Raw genomic sequence first — 16,485 nt, 5'->3', positions numbered from 1 at the left:
ATGGCAGAGCGCATCGTGGTCGTCGGCGCGGGGTACGCGGGGTTGGCAGCGGCGAAGCTGGCCGCCCGGTGGACCGGGGCGCGGGTGACGCTGGTCAACGAGCGGGACCGGTTCGTGGAGCGGGTGCGGCTGCACCAGCTCGCCGCGGGCCAGCGGCTGCGCGATCTGCCGCTGGCCGAGCTGCTCGCGGGCACCGGTGTGGAGCTGGCGGTGGACCGGGTGACCGCGATCGAGGCGGCCACCCGCAAGGTCGAGCTCACCGGCGGCGCCCTGGGCTACGACCGGCTGATCTACGCGCTGGGCAGCCGCGCCGACCTGGGGTCGGTGCCCGGAGCCGCCGAGCACGCCCGCGCCGTGGCCACCCTGGAGGATGCCGAGCGGCTGCGCGAGGACCTGCGCGACGCCCGGACCGTCGCGGTCGTCGGCGGCGGGCTGACCGGCGTCGAGGCCGCCGCCGAGCTGGCCGAGTCGCGGCCGGACCTGCGGGTGCGGCTGGTCACCGGCGGCGAGCTGGGCGGCGCGCTGTCGGTGAAGGGCCGCCGCCACGTGCGCGCGGTGTTCGACCGGCTCGGCGTCCAGGTGCGCGACCGGGTGCGGGTGGCCGAGGTCCGGGCCGACGGGCTGGTGCTGGCGGGCGGCGAGCTCGTCCCGGCCGACGTCGTGGTGTGGGCGACGGGGTTCCGGGTGCCCGAGCTGGCGCGTGAGGCCGGGTTCGAGGTCGACGGCAGCGGGCGCCTGGTGGTGGACGAGGCGCTGCGGTCGGTGTCGCACCCGGAGGTGCTCGGCGTCGGCGACGCGGCGGCGATCCGCAGGCACGACGGGCTGGAGCTGCGGATGGCCTGCGCCACCGGCGTGCCGACCATGCAGCACGCGGTGCGCGTGCTGGCCGGGCGGGAACCCGAGCCGCTGGGCTTCCGCTACTTCAACCAGTGCGTCAGCCTGGGCAGGCAGGACGGGCTGATCCAGTTCGTCGACGCCGACGACAACCCGCGCGAGGCGGTGCTCACCGGACGCCTCGCGGCGCGCTACAAGGAGGCCGTGGTGCGCGGCGTGGTGCTCTACCAGCGGCGCCCGCAGCTGTTCGCCCGGCGGTGAACCCACCCGCGGCCCCAGCGGGGCTTCAGCGGCGTTCTCAGCGGGGTTTTCAGCGGGATCTTCAGGGCTCGAACCGGTACCCCATCCCCGGCTCCGTCACCAGGTGCCGGGGGCGGGACGGCTCGGGCTCCAGCTTGCGGCGCAGCTGCGCCAGGTACACCCGCAGGTAGTGGGTCTCCTTGGCGTACGCGGGGCCCCACACCTCCTGGAGCAGCTGCTTCTGCCCGACCAGCTTGCCCCGGTTGCGGGCCAGGGTCTCCAGCAGGCCCCACTCGGTGGGGGTCAGGTGCACCTCGGCGCCGTCGCGGTGCACCTTCTTGGCCGCCAGGTCCACGGTGAACGACGCGGTGCGCACCACCGCCTCCTCGCCCTCGGCGGACACCGCCGCCCGCCGGACCGCCGCGCGCAGCCGCGCCAGCAGCTCGTCCATGCCGAACGGCTTGGTCACGTAGTCGTCCGCGCCCGCGTCCAGCGCCTCGACCTTGTCGGTGGAGTCGGTGCGCGCGGACAGCACGATGATGGGCACCGAGGTCCAGCCGCGCAGGCCCGCGATCACCTCGGTGCCGTCCACGTCGGGCAGGCCCAGGTCGAGCACCACCACGTCCGGCTTGCCCTCCGCGGCGGCCTTGAGCGCGGCGGTGCCGTCGGGCGCGGTGAGCACCTGGTAGCCCCTGGCGGACAGGTTGATCCGCAGCGCCCGCACGATCTGCGGCTCGTCGTCGACCACCAGCACCCTGGTCGTGTTCACCGGTCCATTGTCCGCATCTCCCGCAGCGCCTCTCGCGGCCGTCGTCGTCCGCAGTGTGCCCCCGCGATTCATCCCGAAGTGGCCCTCTGCCACTCTCTTGACGGCAGGACCCATCGCATTTACGCAACTTTGACGGAGATGTCTCCGCATTGGTGCGGAGACAGCGGAGTACATCCGGGTGCGAATAGTGAATAAGCCTGGACACCGGTAGTTCTTCAGTGCGAATGTCCTGTCCGAATTAGGACAACCGCTCACTGTGGGTGAGCCACGAGGAGGCCCTCGATGACCACCAGTGTGACGAGCCAGGACGCCTTACAGCTCGTGGTCGCCGTCCACCGGCTGGTGCGCAGCCTGCGTCAATCGGCACCGATGCGGCGGTTGCAGCCGACCCAGCTCCTCGTCCTCGCCGAGCTGTCCAGCCACGGGCCGATGCGGATCGGCGAGATCGCGGTGCGCGCGCTGTGCTCCCAGCCCACCGCGACCACCGTGGTCACCGGCCTGGAGTCCAGCGGCCTGGTGCGGCGGGAGGCCGACCCGGCGGACGGGCGCGCGACCATCGTGGTGCTCACCGCGGCCGGGCGGGAAACGGTGCTGTCGCTGGCGCACGGCGAGGCGGAACTGCTGTCCGAGCGGCTGTCCCGGCTGTCCGGCGAGGAGCGCGAGCGCATCCGCTCGGTCACCCCGCTGCTGCGCCGCCTGGCCGACCCCGAAGTCCGCTAGCGCGCCATTCGCAACATTTTCGCATTCCTGGGCGCGAATTCGGAGATCCTGGCGGTTCGCCTCGCGCTAGCCGGAAGTTCGACTCGCGCGGGGGCGGGGTTGGCAGCGGGGGCAGGAGTAGGACGAGCGGTTCATGAAGGGCTCGCGGACGATCGGGGTGCCGCAGCGGCGGCAGGGGCGGTCCTCCTGCCCGTAGACGGCCAGTGAGCGGTCGAAGTAGCCGGACTGGCCGTTGACGTTGACGTAGAGCGCGTCGAACGACGTTCCGCCCTCGCCCAGCGCCTCGTGCATGACCGCGGTGGCGTGCTCCAGCAGTTCCGCGACCTTGGCCTTGGTGAGCTTCCCGGTGGGCCGCAGGCCGTGCAGCCGGGCGCGCCACAGCGCCTCGTCGGCGTAGATGTTGCCCACGCCGGAGACCAGCGTCTGGTCCAGCAGGGCGCGCTTGACGTCGGTGCGGCGGGACCGCAGCGCGCGTACCGCCGCGTCCGGGTCGAACCGGGGGTCCATCGGGTCGCGGGCGATGTGCGCCACGGGCTGGGGCAGCGGCGTGCCGTCCACCTCGACGACCTCGGCCAGCGCCAGGCCGCCGAACGTGCGCTGGTCGACGAAGCGCAGCTCGGGACCGCCGTCGTCGAAGCGCAGCCGCACCCGCAGGTGCTTCTCGTCGGGCGCGTCCGGGGGCTGGACCAGCATCTGGCCGCTCATGCCCAGGTGGGCCAGCAGCGCGTCACCGCCGGACAGGTCGACCCACAGGTACTTGCCGCGCCTGCGGGCGCCCTCCATCCGCTGACCGGTCAGGCGCAGCGCGAAGTCCGCCGCCCCCGGCAGGTGGCGGCGGATCGCCCGGTCGTGCAGCACCTGGACCGAAGCGACGGTCCGACCGGCGACGTGCGCGTGCAGCCCCCGGCGGACCACTTCGACCTCGGGGAGTTCGGGCACGTGCGGTGATCAGTCCTCGGTGGTGCTGTCGCCCTCGCGCTCGGCCCGCTCCAGCTCCTCCAGGAGCTCGTAGGCGGCGGCCTGCGGCTTGGTCGGCTTGAGCATCCACCCGCCTGCCTGCGCGGTGTCGCGGACGAGGACCAGACCCTGGATGCCGCCGTTGCGGGCGGCGCTCAGCGGGCGGGACGGGCGCCGCGTACGCGGGCGCCGGTTCGTCCGTACGTTCGTGGCATACATGTCGGCGTCAGTCTTCCTCGGTCTGTGAGGTGTGCTTGTTCGCCGAGTTGGGGGCGTGCCCGTTGCCGGACGCGGCCGACTCCTGTTCGGCGCGGACCCGCTCGGACAGCACGCGGTAGGCGGCCTCGGCCGCCTTCTGCTCGGCTTCCTTCTTCGTGCGCCCGTTACCGGAGCCGTGGGGCAGACCACCGACGAACACCGTGGCGGTGAACTCCTTGCGGTGGTCCGGGCCCTGGTCGTCCACCCGGTACTCGGGGACACCCAGGCCCGCCGATGCGGTCAGCTCCTGCAGGCTGGTCTTCCAGTCCAGGCCCGCGCCGCGCAGCGGCGCCTCGGCCAGGAGCGGGTCGAACAGCCGGTGGACCAGCTGGCGCGCGGTGTCGATGCCGAACTGCAGGTACACCGCGCCGATGACGGCCTCCAGGCCGTCGGCGAGGATGCTCGCCTTGTCCCTGCCGCCGGTCAGCTCCTCGCCCCGGCCGAGCAGCAGGTACCCGCCCAGCCCGTCCTCGCCCAGGCCGCGGGCGACCCCGGCCAGCGCGTGCATGTTGACCACGCTGGCGCGCAACTTCGCCAGCTGCCCCTCGGGCAGCTCGGGGTGCTTGTTGTAGAGGTGGTCGGTGACGACGAGGCTCAACACCGCGTCGCCGAGGAACTCCAACCGCTCATTCGGCGGCAGACCGCCGTTCTCGTACGCGTACGACCGGTGCGTCAGCGCGAGCACGAGCAGCTCGGCGTCCAACGGGACGCCGAGCGCTTCGAGCAACGTGGCGCGGTCGGTGGACCGTCCGCGCGGCGGCCTACCCCCCACGGTTCTAAGTTACCTTCGCCAGGGAGATCAGGCCGGCTGGACGACCTGGCGGCCGTCGTACTGACCGCAGTTCGGGCAGGCGACGTGCTGCGGCTTGGGCTGGCGGCACGCCTTGTTCTGGCAAGCGACCAGGTGCACGGCAGCGGTCTTCCACTGAGCGCGGCGCGAGCGCGTGTTCGAGCGCGACATCTTCCGCTTCGGGACGGCCACGACTAGTTCTCCTCTGGATTGTCACGAGTCCCGCCGAACCGCTCCTGCAGAGCGGCCCAACGGGGGTCAATCGTCTCATGCCCGTGGTCGGGGCCGAGATCGGCCAACTTCCCGCCGCAGTCGACGCACAGCCCTTGGCAGTCCGGCGAGCACAGCGGCACCTGCGGCAGCGCGAGCACGATCGCGTCGCGCACCACTGGTTCGAGGTCGATCAGGTCGTCGGTGATCCGGCTGACCTCGTCTTCCTCGGTGGTCTCGTCGGTGGTGCTGTCCGGGTAGGCGTACAACTCGGTCAGCTCCACCTCCACCTCGGCCGACAGCGGTTCGAGGCAGCGCGAGCACTCCCCCTCCACCACCGTCGACGCGGTGCCCGTGACCAGCACGCCCTCGACCACCGCTTCGAGCAGGAGGTCCAGTTCCACGCTGCCGCCCTCGGGCACGGCGATCACGTCCCGCAGGCCGAGACCCGCTGCGGGCACCGTCCTGCGGTAGGCGCGGCTGGAGCCCGCGCGACGACCGAGGTCCCTGGTGTCGATGATCCAGGGCCCGGCTACTGGGGGACGCGCGGCGGCGTGACGGTACTCGGACATGATGTGTGGGTGGCTGCCGGGCGACTTGCCACGGCCAGCCTGTCAAGGGTACGGGACAACCCGCCCGGTCGTGAAATCGGTGGTCGAACCGCAGGTCAGTCGTGGTAGTCGAACGGCGCGGCGGCGCTGGCCACGGCCGGGCCGCGCAGGTGCGAGCGGCCCTTGCCGACGCTGCGCAGGGTGTGCGCGAGCAGGTCCTCGAAGTCGGCCAGCTTGCCGTCCACGTAGGCGTCGCACTCGCTGCGCAGCCGGATCGCCTCGGTCTGCGCGGCGTCGAGCACGCGGGCGGCCTCGGCGTGCGCGGCCTGCACGACCTCGGTCTGGTCGACCAGCCGCGCCTGCTCCGCCCGCCCCTCCTCGATGGCGCGCTCGTAGTTGGCCCGGCCCGCCTGGACCATCCGGTCGGCCTCGGCGTGCGCCCGGCCCACCAGGTCCTCGTACTCCTGGCGGCCCGCGGCCACGGTGCGCTCGGCCTGGTCCTCGGCCTCGCCCACCACGCGCTCGGCGTGCGCCCGCGCCTCGGCCAGCATCCGCTCCGCCTCGCGCTGCGCCTCGGCGACCAGCCGCTCGGCCTCGGCGCGAGCCTTGCCCACGCTCTGCTCGGCCTCGTGCTGCGCCTTGCCGATCAGCTCGTCGCGGTGGTCGAGCACGTCCTGCGCGTCGTCCAGCTCCGCGGGGATCGCGTCGCGCACGTCGTCGAGCAGTTCGAGCACGTCACCGCGCGGCACGACGCAGCCGGAGGTCATCGGCACCCCGCGCGCCTCCTCGACGATCGTGACCAGCTCGTCGAGGGCCTCGAACACCCGGTACACGTCACACTCCTCGCGCCCGTCGCACACGTACCCGTCCTAGTGTGCCCTGCCGATCTCGCGCGGGTGGGGAGATCGGCAGGGCGTGTCCGCCTACCGGCCGATGTCGACCAGGACGAAGGTGGCGTAGTGGTCGGCGGTGTAGAAGTACAGCTTCGGGCTGCCGTTGCCGGTGACGATCCGGCGCGCCCCGCGCGTGGCCGAGCCCGGCGTCTTGACCGTGTACTCGCGGTAGTAGCCGGTCGAGCAGCTGGGCAGGACGCCCTCGCGGTTGTGGAAGGTCTGGTTGTCCTGCGGATACGGGTACGGGCCGCCCGCGCGGATCAGCCGGGTGGTGTCGGCGGCCTGGGCGGGCAGGGAGGACAGGGCGACCTTGCGGAAGCCCGAGGTGTCGCCGCAGGCGGCCTGGGCCGAGGTCGCCGCGACGGCCCCCGGCGCGATGCCGAGGGTGGCGGTGAGGGCCAGCAGCAGGGAGAGCAGCACCGAGGCGGTGCGCGAGGTGATCTGCTCATGGTGATCGACAGTAATCACACCGAGTGATCAGGTCACCACTTGCGCGTTAACCGCGGGTGACGGTCAGCGACCTTCGGCGAGCCGCTGCTGGAGCCGGGTCATGATCGAGGGGGGCAGCAGGGCGGCGACGTCGCCGCCGTAGGTGGCCACGTCCTTGACCAGCGAGCTGGCCAGGAAGCTGTAGATCGGGTTGGTCGGCATGAACAGCGTGTCGACCCCGCTGAGCTGGTGGTTCATCTGCGCCATCTGCAGCTCGTAGTCGTAGTCGCTGACCGCGCGCAGGCCCTTGACGATGGCCCTGATGTCGTTCTCCCGGCAGTAGTCGACCAGCAGGCCGTGCCAGGAGTCCACGCGCACGTTGGTCCACTGCGCGGTGACCTCGCGCAGCATGTCCGTGCGCTCCTCGACGGAGAACAGGGTGCGCTTGTTCTTGTTGATGAGCACGGCGACGACGACCTCGTCAAAGAGCTTCGCCGCTCTGCCGATGATGTCCAGGTGTCCGTTGGTCGCCGGGTCGTAGGAGCCGGGGCACACGGCACGTGTCATGACTCCGGACGGTAGCACCCGATCGGACGCGCCCAGACCGGTCGTGGCCCGCATCACCCGGCGGCGCGCACCCGCTCAGCCCAGTGCAGCGCGGTGTCCCCATAACGCTTGCCGCGCAACGATTCCAAGCCACTTGGCCACCGCGGCTCGGGGCTGCGCGCGGCCCGTTCGACCACCACCACGGCGCCCTCGGCCAGCCAGCCCGCCGCCACCAGCCCGGCCAGCACCGAGGCCAGCCGCTCGTCGGCCACGTCGTAGGGCGGGTCGGCGAGGACCACGTCGCACGGGTGCTCCGGCGGGGTGCCCGCGACCGCCTCGGCGGTGCGGTTGAGCACCGTCGCGCCGGGCAGGCCCAGCGCCCTGGCGTTGGCCTTGAGCACCTCGGCGGCCCTGCGGTCGGACTCCACGAAGGTGGCCCGCGCCGCACCCCTGGACAGCGCCTCGAACCCCAGCGCCCCCGAGCCCGCGTACAGGTCCAGCACGTGCGCGCCGTCCAGGTCCACCCTGGCCTCCAGCGCGCTGAACAGCGCCTCGCGCACCCGGTCGGAGGTGGGGCGCGTCCCGCGCGGCGGCACCTGGAGGCGCCGCCCACCGGCCACCCCCGCCACGATCCGAGTCACGCCGCCATCCTCTCACCCCGCGCCCGCCCGCTGCCGCGTCCACATCGGACGCGCCGCCGGACCGGTCAGACCAGCGCCTGCCACCAGCCGTCGACCGACGGCGGGGCCGCCACGTCGATGCGCTCCCCCGGTCGCGGCACGGCCAACGGCACGTCGTGCGCCTTGGCCTCCCGCCACACCCGGTCCACCGGCTCGGTCCAGTCGTGCATCGCCAGGTTGAACGTCGCCCAGTGCACCGGCACCAGCAGCCCGCCGCGCAGGTCGCGGTGCGCCGCGACACCCTCCTCGGGGGTCATGTGGATGTCCGACCACCGCGCGTTGTACGCGCCGATCTGGATCAGCGAGGCGTCGAACGGCCCGTGCTCCCGACCGATCCGCTCGTAGCCGTCGAAGTAACCCGTGTCGCCGCTGTAGTAGACGCGGTGCCGCGGTCCGGCGATCACCCACGACGCCCACAGCGTGTTGTCGCGCTGGAAACCCCGGCCGGAGAAGTGCTGCGCGGGCGTCGCCGTCAACCGGACGCCCGCGACCTCGTGCGACTCGTCCCAGTCCAGCTCGACGATCCGCGCCTCCGGCACCTTCCAGCGGCGCAGGTGCTCCCCCACGCCCAGCGGCACCACGAAGACCGCGTCCTGGCCGCGCGTGATCGCCCGCACCGTGGGCAGGTCGAGGTGGTCGTAGTGGTCGTGCGAGATCACCACCGCGTCGACCGGACCGACCTCCTCCAGCTGGTGCGGCACGGGGTGCAACCTGCGCGGGCCGACCAAAGAGGAAGGTGAGCAGCGGTCGCTCCACACCGGGTCGATCAGCACGCGCGCGCCGTCGATCTCCACCAGCGTGGAGGCGTGGCCGTACCAGGTCAGGTGCAGGCCCTCGGTGCGCGGACCGCCCTGCGGCCCCACCAGAGGCACCGGACCGGCGGGGTGCCGCCGCTGCTCGCCGAACAGCATCTCGCGGAACATGTTGGGCGCGTCGTCCGCGGTCAGCGTGCGGGCGGGCCGGGGGTTGCGGAACTTGCCGTCCCGGTACTGCGGCGAGCGCCGCAGCCGCTCCTCGCGCGGCTTGCCGCCCAGGGCGGCGGGCACGTCCCGCACCGCCCACGCCGCCGCACCCACCGCCGCGGCGGCCACCAGACCGGTCACTGTTCTCATGGCCGGTCCAACGCCGGGGCCGGACAGGGGGTTCCCACGCGGTCGCCGGTGCTGAGAACACCCACGCCGTCCCAAGCCAGCCACACGTCCGCGTCGTACTCGTCCTCGCCGTCCTCGGCGACCCGGCCCGCTTCGGCGACGTACAGCCCCATCTCGCACCGATGCGCGGCGAGCCTCTCCACGGCCCAGTCGGCCAGCGTGAGACCGTCCTCAGTGGACTCCTACTCCAGTCGCTCGACCACGTGGAAGCCCGCCCGCCGTGACTCCTCCGGACCTCCGACAACTGGAGCAGGTACGACACGTTGATCACTCGCTGTTAGCCTTTGACACTCTCTGAACACGGGGAGCATAGGTTGTGAGCACAATTCTTGAATACATATCGATCGGGTGATCCATGACCAACCCTCACCGCAGCGCCGCGCGCATCCAGATCGGCACCACCCTGCGCAGGCTGCGCGAGGAAGCCGGGCTCCCGCGCGAGCGCCCGGCCGAGGTGCTGAACTGCACCAACACCAAGATCGGCAACATCGAGACGACGGTCAGCGGCATCAAGCAGGCCGAACTGGAGAAGCTGCTCGACCTCTACGAGGTGGACGAGGCCACGCGGGAGGACCTGCTCGCGCTCAACTCGGAGGCCCACCGCAGGCGCCCCAAGAGCAAGATCGGCGGACTGATCGCCCCGTGGCTGCGGCGCGTCCTCGACGTGGAGGCCAGCGCCGTCGAAGCCGTCTACTCGTCCTTCGAACTGGTGCCCGCCGTGCTCCAGACAGAGGCGTACGCGCGAACGCTGATGACGAGCATCGGCCTCGCGGGCGAAGCCCTGGAGAAGAACCTCCGACTGCGCATGGACAGGCGGTCACTGCTGACCGACCGGGAACCGCCGCTGAGGCTGTGGGCGGTGATCGCGGAACCCGCGTTGCGAGCCAACGTCGGCGGCCCGGAGGTCATGCGGGAGCAGATCGCGCACATCCTGGCGATGACCGAACTGGAGCACGTCAACGTGCAGGTTATGCCGGAAGGAGCAGGAGCGCACCCGTTGCTCGGCACTACACTCACGCTGTTCCGGCTGCCCGACAAACTGCCGTCGCTGATCAGCGTCGACACGCCTTTCGGTGACCACTTCCTGGACCGACCCGAGCAAGTGGAGAAGGTCGCTCGCTGGTTCGAGTACACCCGTGCGAAGGCGCTGGGAGTGGACGAGAGCCGCGAACTCCTGAGTCAAATCACGGAGGGAACCAGATGACGCTGAAATCGTACGAGTGGACCAAGTTCAGCGGCGGCGGCTCCAACTGCGTGGAGGTCATGCGCACCGCCGACGAAGTCCTTGTCCGCAACTCCAACCGCCCCGACGAGCCTCCGCAGCGCTTCACCCACACCGAGTGGGCCTACTTCACCCAGGGCGCCAAGCTCGGCGTCTTCGACCTCGACTGACCCACGCCGCGAACCGAGCGGCCGGAACGCCGGGTAGTAGTTACCGGCCCTCCCAGAGATCCCGGGTAGTACTTGCAGACGCAATAAACGGAGCGGGCGCTCCTCTTTGTGCTACTTTGCGGAGCAAGTGCTCCGGATAACGAGGGGACGCCATGTCCGATCCATCCACGACCACCCCTGGCTGGAACGAGCGGATCGTCGCCGAGGTCCGGGCCAACGCCGGGTACGCCCCCTGGAGCACCGAAGAGGAGTTCGCCGCCGGACGCCCCGTGCCGCCCCGGATGCCGGGGTTCGACGAGCGGGGCATGCCGCTGATCCTGGTGCACCACACCGGGGCCAGGACCGGGCGCGAACGGATCAGCCCGCTGTTCTTCCAGCCGGTCGGCGACAACTGGGCCGTCTTCGGCACCCACGGCGGCAGTCCGCGTCATCCGGCCTGGTACCTGAACCTCATGGCGAACCCGCGAGCCGTGGTCGAGGTGGGCGCGGAACGAGTGCCGGTCGCAGCCCGGCTCGCGCGCGGCGCGGAGCGCGAGCGGCTCTGGGCCAAGGAGGTCGCGCTCGTCCCGAAGTTCGCCGAGTTCGAGGCGGCGTCGGGCAGGCAGATCCCCGTCGTCGTGCTGGAGCGCGTTCCCGCCTGAGCCCCGCCCACCGCCGGGTAGTAGTCACCGGCCCCTGTGGACGTCTCGGGTGGTACTTGCAGGCGCCTGTGTCAGGCGTTCGTCCTTCGAGCCTCCTGCCACTCCACTGAGGCAGGTCGCACTCCCGTCGCCATGAAGTCGAGCACCGCGGCCTCCACGGCGGACAACGGCACTTCCGAGTGAGGCGGGAACTCCCGATCAGCGGTGTAGAAGTAGTACACGACCGGCGCGGCATTGGTGGGCGTCGGACTCTTGCTGTAAAAGCCCGCGTCTCCCTGCTCGTCACCCGAGTAGCGGAGCACGCCCCTGTCCCCGTTGATTCCGGCGGTCAGCTCCGCCCCCCACGGGTCGTCCGCTAGGTAGGCGGTGAGAAGGGCCACGCTGCCCTCGGGGTACATCCCGCGAAGGACGGCGAACAGTTCACGTACCTCGGCCTCGCTCGTCAAGTTCGCCGGCTCTTCGGCGTGATCAGGGCCGTAGTAGACGCTCAACGGGTGCGCCACGGTGAGGGAGCCCCTCCTCGGTAGGTCTTCCGGAAGCCGTTCGCGCCGTACACGGTGAGCGTGCACCCTTCCGGCAGGATGATCGGAATCAGCTTGTCACAGGTGAACCGCCCTGTGCTGCACGGCACGTTGTTGATCAGAAGCGTCGCCGACCGAATGCCGTGGTTGCGCATGTAGGAGGCCAACTTGGTCTCCACATCGACGGCCACGTTCACCGTTCCCCTGCGCAGGCCGAGATCGGAGACCGCCTTGATGGCTTCCTCGTACATCTCGTCTTCACCGCTGATCAGGGGGCGAGCCCTGGCATCGGGTCCGAACCAGCGCCCATGCGTCTTCTGCCCGGTTCCGGGCACGACGGGGGGCGGCAGTTGACGGCGCAACTCCTCGATGCGGCCAGGCGGAACCTCAGTGGGACTGGACGGCTTCGAAGCCGTTGCACCTACGAGTCGATCCAAGACCCGCTGAGCGGTGGACATTCCCTCGGACAGGGATCGCCACACCTCACGGCTGCCACGCGCCACCTCCGCGATGTTCGCCAAGGCCGCCTCGCACTCGGGATCGGTTGATCCCTCCAGCGCACCGGCCAGCAGCTCAGCCGCGTCCTGCGCCTCCTCGATCGCCACGACCAGCGCGTCGCGGCACTCCGACGCCTTGTCGCACGCGGCAGCCACGTACTCGGCCACCTCACGCAATGACGACATCCGGTCCTCCGGCGCGGGGCCGGGCACCACGAGGGGTGCCCGGCCCCGGTCGGGTCACTCCAGCACGGCCAGCAGGTCGCCGCCCTCCACCTGCTGCACGCCCCGCACCGCCAGCCGCTTGACCCGGCCGGACTTGGGCGCGGTGATCGCGGCCTCCATCTTCATCGCCTCGATGGTGGCGATCGTCGCGCCCGCCTCGACCTGGTCGCCCTCGGCCACGTTGGGCGTGACCACGCCCGCGAACGGCGCGGCCACGTGGTCGGGGTTGCTCCGGTCGGCCTTCTCCGCGGCGGGCACCTCGGCGGCGACCTTCCGGTCGCGCACCTGGATGGGCCGCAACTGGCCGTTGAGCACGGCCATCACGGTGCGCATGCCGCGCTCGTCGGCTTCGCCGATGGCCTCCAGGCCGAACAGCAGCCGCACGCCCGGCTCCAGGTCGACCGAGTACTCCTCGCCCGGCTTGAGGCCGTAGAAGAAGTCCTTGCTGCTGAGCGCGCTCGTGTCGCCGTAGGCCTCGCGGTGCGCCCGGAACTCCTTGGTGGGCGCGGGGAACAGCAGGCGGTTGAGGGTGGCCCTGGTGTCCTCCTCCAGGCCCTTGCGGTCCTCGTCGGTCAGCTCGGACACGCCCTTGGGCGCGGACCTGCCCTGGAGCGCCTTGCTGCGGAACGGCTCCGGCCAGCCGCCGGGCGGGTCACCCAGCTCGCCGTGCAGGAAGCCGATCACCGACGCCGGGATGTCGTACTTGCCGGGGTCGGCCTCGAACTCGGCGGGCGAGACGCCCGCGCCGACCAGGTGCAGCGCCAGGTCGCCGACCACCTTGGACGACGGGGTGACCTTCACCAGCCTGCCCAGCATCCGGTCGGCCGCGGCGTACATCGCCTCGATCTCCTCGAACTTCTGCCCCAGCCCGAGCGCGACGGCCTGGGTGCGCAGGTTCGACAGCTGGCCGCCGGGGATCTCGTGCCGGTAGACGCGGCCGGTCGGGCCGGGGATGCCGGACTCGAACGGCGCGTAGACCTTGCGCACCGACTCCCAGTACGGCTCCAGGTCGCACACCGCCTGCAGGTCCAGGCCCGTGGCGTGGTCGGTGTGGTCGGTGGCCGCGACGATCGACGACAGCGGCGGCTGCGAGGTGGTGCCCGCCATGGACGCCGTCGCACCGTCCACCGCGTCCACACCGGACTGGATGGCCGCCAGGTAGGTGGCCAGCTGGCCGCCCGCGGTGTCGTGCGTGTGCAGGTGCACCGGCAGGCCGAACTCCTTGCGCAGCGCGCTCACCAGCCGGGCCGCGGCGGGCGGGCGCAGCAGGCCCGCCATGTCCTTGATGGCCAGCACGTGCGCGCCCGCGCCGACGATCTGCTCGGCCAGCTTGAGGTAGTAGTCCAGGGTGTAGAGGCGCTCGTCGGGGTTGGACAGGTCGGCGGTGTAGCACAGCGCCACCTCGGCGACCGCCGTGCCGGTCTCGCGCACCGCGTCGATCGCGGGCCGCATCTGCTCCACGTCGTTGAGCGCGTCGAAGATGCGGAAGATGTCGATGCCGGTCCTGGTGGCCTCCCGCACGAACGCGGTGGTCACCGCCTCCGGGTAGGGGGTGTAGCCGACGGTGTTGCGCCCGCGCAGCAGCATCTGCAGCGCGATGTTGGGCACCGCTTCGCGCAGCGCGGCCAGCCGCTCCCACGGGTCCTCGGCCAGGAACCGCAGCGCCACGTCGTAGGTCGCGCCGCCCCACGCCTCCAGCGACAGCAGCTGCGGCGTCATCCGCGCCACGTGCGGCGCCACGGCCAGCAGGTCCTTGGTGCGCACGCGGGTGGCCAGCAGCGACTGGTGCGCGTCGCGGAAGGTGGTGTCGGTCACCCCGACGGCCTTGCTCTCCCGCAGCCAGCGGGCGAAGCCCTCCGGCCCCAGCTCCAGCAGCCGCTGCCGCGACCCGGCGGGCGGCTCGGCGTTGAGGTCGACGGCGGGCAGCTTCACCCTCGGGTCCACCACGGCCGGGCGCGGGCCGTTGGGCTGGTTGACCGTCACGTCGGCCAGGTAGGTCAGCAGGCGGGTGCCGCGGTCGGCGGAGGTCCGCGCGGTGAGCAGGTGCGGGCGCTTCTCGATGAACGAGGTGGTGACGCGGCCCTCGTAGAAGTCCCGGTCGTCCAGCACCGCCTGCAGGAACGGGATGTTCGTGGACACGCCGCGGATGCGGAACTCGGCGACCGCGCGGCGGGCCCGCGCCACGGCGGCGGCGAACGTGCGGCCCCGGCAGGTCAGCTTGACCAGCATGGAGTCGAAGTGGGCGCTGATGGCCGTGCCCGCGCCGGTGGTGCCGCCGTCGAGCCGGATGCCCGAGCCGCCCGGCGAGCGGTAGGCGCTGATCATGCCGGTGTCCGGGCGGAACCCGTTGGCCGGGTCCTCGGTGGTGATGCGGCACTGCAGCGCCGCGCCGCGCAGCTGCACGGTCTCCTGGCTCAGCCCCAGGTCGTCGAGGGTCTCGCCGCTGGCGATGCGCATCTGCGACTGCACCAGGTCCACGTCGGTCACCTCCTCGGTGACCGTGTGCTCGACCTGGATGCGCGGGTTCATCTCGATGAAGACGTAGTTGCCGCTGGGGTCGAGCAGGAACTCGACGGTGCCCGCGTTGCGGTAGCCGATGTGCCGGGCGAACCGGACCGCGTCGCCGCAGATGCGCTCGCGCAGCTCGGGGTCGAGGTTGGGCGCGGGGGCGATCTCGATGACCTTCTGGTGCCGCCGCTGCACCGAGCAGTCCCGCTCGAACAGGTGCATCACGTTGCCCTCGCCGTCGGCGAGGATCTGCACCTCGATGTGCCGGGGCTCGACCACGGCCTGCTCCAGGAAGACGGTCGGGTCGCCGAACGCGGACTCCGCTTCCCGCGAGGCGGCCTCCAGCGCCTCGCGCAGCGCGGCCGGGTCCTCCACGCGCCGCATCCCGCGCCCGCCGCCGCCCGCGACGGCCTTGACGAACACCGGGAAGTCGATCTCCTCGGCGGCGGCGAGCAGGGCGTCCACGTCGCTCGACGGCGCGCTGGACTTCAGCACCGGCAGGCCGGCCTCGCGGGCCGCGGCGATCGCGCGGGCCTTGTTGCCGGTCAGCTCCAGCACCTCGGCGGGCGGGCCGACGAAGGTGATGCCCGCCTCGGCGCACGCCTTGGCCAGCTCCGGGTTCTCCGACAGGAAGCCGTAGCCGGGGTAGACGGCATCCGCGCCCGCCTTGCGGGCGGCTTTGATGATCTCCTCGACGGACAGGTAGGCCCGGACCGGGTGGCCCGGCTCGCCGATCTCGTAGGACTCGTCGGCCTTCAGGCGGTGCAGCGAGTTGCGGTCCTCGTGGGGGAAGACCGCGACGGTGCCCGCGCCCAGCTCATAGGCAGCGCGAAAAGCCCGGATCGCGATCTCGCCGCGGTTGGCGACAAGAACCTTGCGGAACATTCGGCGTTCCCTCCCGGTCACGTGGGGGCAATCAAGGCACGTTAGCGTGCGCGTCCCGCGTTTCGGGAGTTCCATCTCACGTGACGGACGTCATTCCGGCGGTTCGCCCTCCCCGCCGGGACAACGCCCCTGACCTGCGGACGCGCCAGGGGATTCTCCCTTGTCCGGGCGGCTCGCGCAGCCCCTGGCCGGTGTGGTCCGGTTAGCGCTGGATCACCGCCCCCTCACGCTGCGTTCACTGCATCGGGTGACAGCCCAGGTCGGCTCCTCGGTAGTGTTGGGCATATGGCCGGGGCTGAAGGGACTGGGCAGCCTGCTGCCCGCACTCCTCATTTCGACGTCGTTCTGCGCGGGTACAACCAGCGGCAGGTCAACGAGCGCGTGACCAGGTTGGAGTTCGACCTGAAGAACTCCAACCGCAGTCGCGACGCCGCCGCCGCGCAGGTCGCGGAGCTGACCAAGGCCCTCACCAGCACCAGGGCCGAGCTGGACAAGGTCAAGGCCCAGCTGAGCAACCTGGCCAGCAGCCCGGTCAACGCCTCCAACGTCACCGAGCGGGTGCGGGTGATGATGGCGCTGGCCGAGGAGGAGATCGCCGACATCCGCAAGGCCGCGCTGGACCAGGCCAACGCCACCCGCGCGGAGGCCGAGCGCCAGGCCGCCGAGGGCAAGGCGGCCCACCAGCGGGCCATGGGCGAGCTGGAGGACCGGCGCAGGCAGCTGGAGGCCAACCTCAAGCAGCGCACCGCCGAGCTCGACCGCAGGCACGAGGAGCGCCGCGCCGAGCT

20 protein-coding genes and 1 pseudogene are annotated in these 16,485 nt (G+C 71.6%); 6 read left to right on the top strand and 15 right to left on the bottom strand.

Going from position 1 to position 16,485, the window contains the following annotated elements:
* On the top strand, nucleotides 1–1,095 hold the full coding sequence (locus IEZ00_RS09650) for an NAD(P)/FAD-dependent oxidoreductase (protein ID WP_189222838.1): 1,095 nt from the start codon (nucleotides 1–3) through the stop codon (nucleotides 1,093–1,095).
* A 61-nt stretch (nucleotides 1,096–1,156) separates the two neighbouring features.
* Here the strand turns inward: IEZ00_RS09650 and IEZ00_RS09645 are convergent, their stop codons facing one another.
* A complete protein-coding gene (locus tag IEZ00_RS09645) occupies nucleotides 1,157–1,843 on the bottom strand; it encodes a response regulator (RefSeq protein WP_189222837.1) in 687 nt (228 codons plus the stop codon).
* 282 nt (nucleotides 1,844–2,125) lie between these two features.
* On the opposite strand from IEZ00_RS09645, the gene IEZ00_RS09640 reads away from it, so the two are divergent.
* Entirely contained in the window at nucleotides 2,126–2,563 is a 438-nt protein-coding gene (locus tag IEZ00_RS09640; protein WP_189222836.1) for a MarR family winged helix-turn-helix transcriptional regulator, read from the top strand.
* 66 nt (nucleotides 2,564–2,629) lie between these two features.
* Here the strand turns inward: IEZ00_RS09640 and mutM are convergent, their stop codons facing one another.
* The 11 genes from mutM to IEZ00_RS09585 form a co-directional block, all read right to left on the bottom strand.
* The gene (mutM, locus tag IEZ00_RS09635; protein ID WP_189222835.1) at nucleotides 2,630–3,502 is read right to left on the bottom strand and encodes a bifunctional DNA-formamidopyrimidine glycosylase/DNA-(apurinic or apyrimidinic site) lyase; all 873 of its coding nucleotides are present in this window, start codon (nucleotides 3,500–3,502) and stop codon (nucleotides 2,630–2,632) included.
* A 9-nt stretch (nucleotides 3,503–3,511) separates the two neighbouring features.
* Nucleotides 3,512–3,739 (bottom strand): hypothetical protein, encoded by a 228-nt coding sequence (locus IEZ00_RS09630; RefSeq protein WP_189222834.1) that lies wholly within the window; start codon nucleotides 3,737–3,739, stop codon nucleotides 3,512–3,514.
* Between the two features lie 7 nt (nucleotides 3,740–3,746).
* Nucleotides 3,747–4,550: a ribonuclease III gene (gene rnc / locus IEZ00_RS09625; protein ID WP_189222833.1), complete on the bottom strand. Its 804-nt coding sequence runs from the start codon at nucleotides 4,548–4,550 to the stop codon at nucleotides 3,747–3,749.
* Nucleotides 4,551–4,577: 27 nt separating this feature from the next.
* The gene (gene rpmF, locus IEZ00_RS09620) at nucleotides 4,578–4,760 is read right to left on the bottom strand and encodes a 50S ribosomal protein L32 (protein WP_189222832.1); all 183 of its coding nucleotides are present in this window, start codon (nucleotides 4,758–4,760) and stop codon (nucleotides 4,578–4,580) included.
* A gap of 2 nt (nucleotides 4,761–4,762) precedes the next feature.
* Nucleotides 4,763–5,350, bottom strand: a complete 588-nt coding sequence (locus IEZ00_RS09615) for a YceD family protein (protein ID WP_189222831.1) — start codon at nucleotides 5,348–5,350, stop codon at nucleotides 4,763–4,765.
* A 95-nt stretch (nucleotides 5,351–5,445) separates the two neighbouring features.
* Nucleotides 5,446–6,162 (bottom strand): SPFH domain-containing protein, encoded by a 717-nt coding sequence (locus IEZ00_RS09610; RefSeq protein ID WP_189222830.1) that lies wholly within the window; start codon nucleotides 6,160–6,162, stop codon nucleotides 5,446–5,448.
* A 90-nt stretch (nucleotides 6,163–6,252) separates the two neighbouring features.
* Nucleotides 6,253–6,690, bottom strand: coding sequence for a guanyl-specific ribonuclease (locus IEZ00_RS09605; RefSeq protein ID WP_229795353.1), 438 nt, complete (start codon nucleotides 6,688–6,690; stop codon nucleotides 6,253–6,255).
* A gap of 45 nt (nucleotides 6,691–6,735) precedes the next feature.
* A complete protein-coding gene (gene coaD, locus IEZ00_RS09600; protein ID WP_189222829.1) occupies nucleotides 6,736–7,218 on the bottom strand; it encodes a pantetheine-phosphate adenylyltransferase in 483 nt (160 codons plus the stop codon).
* Between the two features lie 53 nt (nucleotides 7,219–7,271).
* Nucleotides 7,272–7,838 (bottom strand): 16S rRNA (guanine(966)-N(2))-methyltransferase RsmD, encoded by a 567-nt coding sequence (rsmD, locus tag IEZ00_RS09595; protein WP_189222828.1) that lies wholly within the window; start codon nucleotides 7,836–7,838, stop codon nucleotides 7,272–7,274.
* Between the two features lie 65 nt (nucleotides 7,839–7,903).
* Nucleotides 7,904–8,989 carry an MBL fold metallo-hydrolase gene (locus IEZ00_RS09590; protein WP_189222827.1) on the bottom strand — a complete coding sequence of 362 codons (1,086 nt, stop codon included), beginning with the start codon at nucleotides 8,987–8,989 and terminating at the stop codon, nucleotides 7,904–7,906.
* Nucleotides 8,986–9,141, bottom strand: a complete 156-nt coding sequence (locus IEZ00_RS09585; protein ID WP_189222826.1) for a hypothetical protein — start codon at nucleotides 9,139–9,141, stop codon at nucleotides 8,986–8,988. The genes IEZ00_RS09590 and IEZ00_RS09585 overlap by 4 nt, the downstream gene beginning before the upstream one ends.
* A 242-nt stretch (nucleotides 9,142–9,383) precedes the next feature.
* Here IEZ00_RS09585 and IEZ00_RS09580 point away from each other — a divergent pair, with 242 nt between their 5' ends.
* The 3 genes from IEZ00_RS09580 (at nucleotide 9,384) to IEZ00_RS09570 (ending at nucleotide 11,061) form a co-directional block, all read left to right on the top strand.
* On the top strand, nucleotides 9,384–10,232 hold the full coding sequence (locus IEZ00_RS09580) for a helix-turn-helix domain-containing protein (RefSeq protein WP_189222825.1): 849 nt from the start codon (nucleotides 9,384–9,386) through the stop codon (nucleotides 10,230–10,232).
* Nucleotides 10,229–10,420, top strand: coding sequence for a DUF397 domain-containing protein (locus IEZ00_RS09575; protein WP_189222824.1), 192 nt, complete (start codon nucleotides 10,229–10,231; stop codon nucleotides 10,418–10,420). The genes IEZ00_RS09580 and IEZ00_RS09575 overlap by 4 nt, the downstream gene beginning before the upstream one ends.
* A 152-nt stretch (nucleotides 10,421–10,572) precedes the next feature.
* Nucleotides 10,573–11,061, top strand: coding sequence for a nitroreductase/quinone reductase family protein (locus IEZ00_RS09570; protein WP_189222823.1), 489 nt, complete (start codon nucleotides 10,573–10,575; stop codon nucleotides 11,059–11,061).
* 71 nt (nucleotides 11,062–11,132) lie between these two features.
* Here IEZ00_RS09570 and IEZ00_RS09565 read toward each other — a convergent pair whose 3' ends face one another.
* The 3 genes from IEZ00_RS09565 to IEZ00_RS09555 all read right to left on the bottom strand — a co-directional run bounded on the left by IEZ00_RS09565 (nucleotide 11,133) and on the right by IEZ00_RS09555 (nucleotide 15,697).
* The gene (locus tag IEZ00_RS09565) at nucleotides 11,133–11,552 is read right to left on the bottom strand and encodes an Imm1 family immunity protein (RefSeq protein WP_189222822.1); all 420 of its coding nucleotides are present in this window, start codon (nucleotides 11,550–11,552) and stop codon (nucleotides 11,133–11,135) included.
* Nucleotides 11,549–12,247, bottom strand: coding sequence for a DddA-like double-stranded DNA deaminase toxin (locus IEZ00_RS09560; RefSeq protein ID WP_189222821.1), 699 nt, complete (start codon nucleotides 12,245–12,247; stop codon nucleotides 11,549–11,551). The genes IEZ00_RS09565 and IEZ00_RS09560 overlap by 4 nt, the downstream gene beginning before the upstream one ends.
* A gap of 72 nt (nucleotides 12,248–12,319) precedes the next feature.
* Nucleotides 12,320–15,697: a pyruvate carboxylase gene (locus IEZ00_RS09555; RefSeq protein WP_189222820.1), complete on the bottom strand. Its 3,378-nt coding sequence runs from the start codon at nucleotides 15,695–15,697 to the stop codon at nucleotides 12,320–12,322.
* 381 nt (nucleotides 15,698–16,078) lie between these two features.
* Here IEZ00_RS09555 and IEZ00_RS09550 point away from each other — a divergent pair.
* Nucleotides 16,079–16,485: pseudogene (locus IEZ00_RS09550) on the top strand (hypothetical protein); the annotation flags it as partial.

The sequence above is a fragment of the Saccharothrix coeruleofusca genome (assembly GCF_014648515.1).
In the GTDB taxonomy this organism is placed as follows: Bacteria; Actinomycetota; Actinomycetes; order Mycobacteriales; family Pseudonocardiaceae; genus Actinosynnema; species Actinosynnema coeruleofuscum.
The sequence above is the reverse complement of the archived record's forward strand: the minus strand, read 5'-3'. Positions and strand labels throughout refer to the sequence as shown.

Coding starts and splice junctions, on each gene's coding strand:
- IEZ00_RS09650 (WP_189222838.1), top strand. CDS start 1: ATGGCAGAGCGCATCGTGGTCGTCGGCGCGGGGTACGCGGGGTTGGCA.
- IEZ00_RS09640 (WP_189222836.1), top strand. CDS start 2,126: ATGACCACCAGTGTGACGAGCCAGGACGCCTTACAGCTCGTGGTCGCC.
- IEZ00_RS09630 (WP_189222834.1), bottom strand. CDS start 3,739: ATGTATGCCACGAACGTACGGACGAACCGGCGCCCGCGTACGCGGCGC.
- IEZ00_RS09615 (WP_189222831.1), bottom strand. CDS start 5,350: ATGTCCGAGTACCGTCACGCCGCCGCGCGTCCCCCAGTAGCCGGGCCC.
- coaD (WP_189222829.1), bottom strand. CDS start 7,218: ATGACACGTGCCGTGTGCCCCGGCTCCTACGACCCGGCGACCAACGGA.
- IEZ00_RS09590 (WP_189222827.1), bottom strand. CDS start 8,989: ATGAGAACAGTGACCGGTCTGGTGGCCGCCGCGGCGGTGGGTGCGGCG.
- IEZ00_RS09585 (WP_189222826.1), bottom strand. CDS start 9,141: ATGGGGCTGTACGTCGCCGAAGCGGGCCGGGTCGCCGAGGACGGCGAG.
- IEZ00_RS09580 (WP_189222825.1), top strand. CDS start 9,384: ATGACCAACCCTCACCGCAGCGCCGCGCGCATCCAGATCGGCACCACC.
- IEZ00_RS09575 (WP_189222824.1), top strand. CDS start 10,229: ATGACGCTGAAATCGTACGAGTGGACCAAGTTCAGCGGCGGCGGCTCC.
- IEZ00_RS09570 (WP_189222823.1), top strand. CDS start 10,573: ATGTCCGATCCATCCACGACCACCCCTGGCTGGAACGAGCGGATCGTC.
- IEZ00_RS09555 (WP_189222820.1), bottom strand. CDS start 15,697: ATGTTCCGCAAGGTTCTTGTCGCCAACCGCGGCGAGATCGCGATCCGG.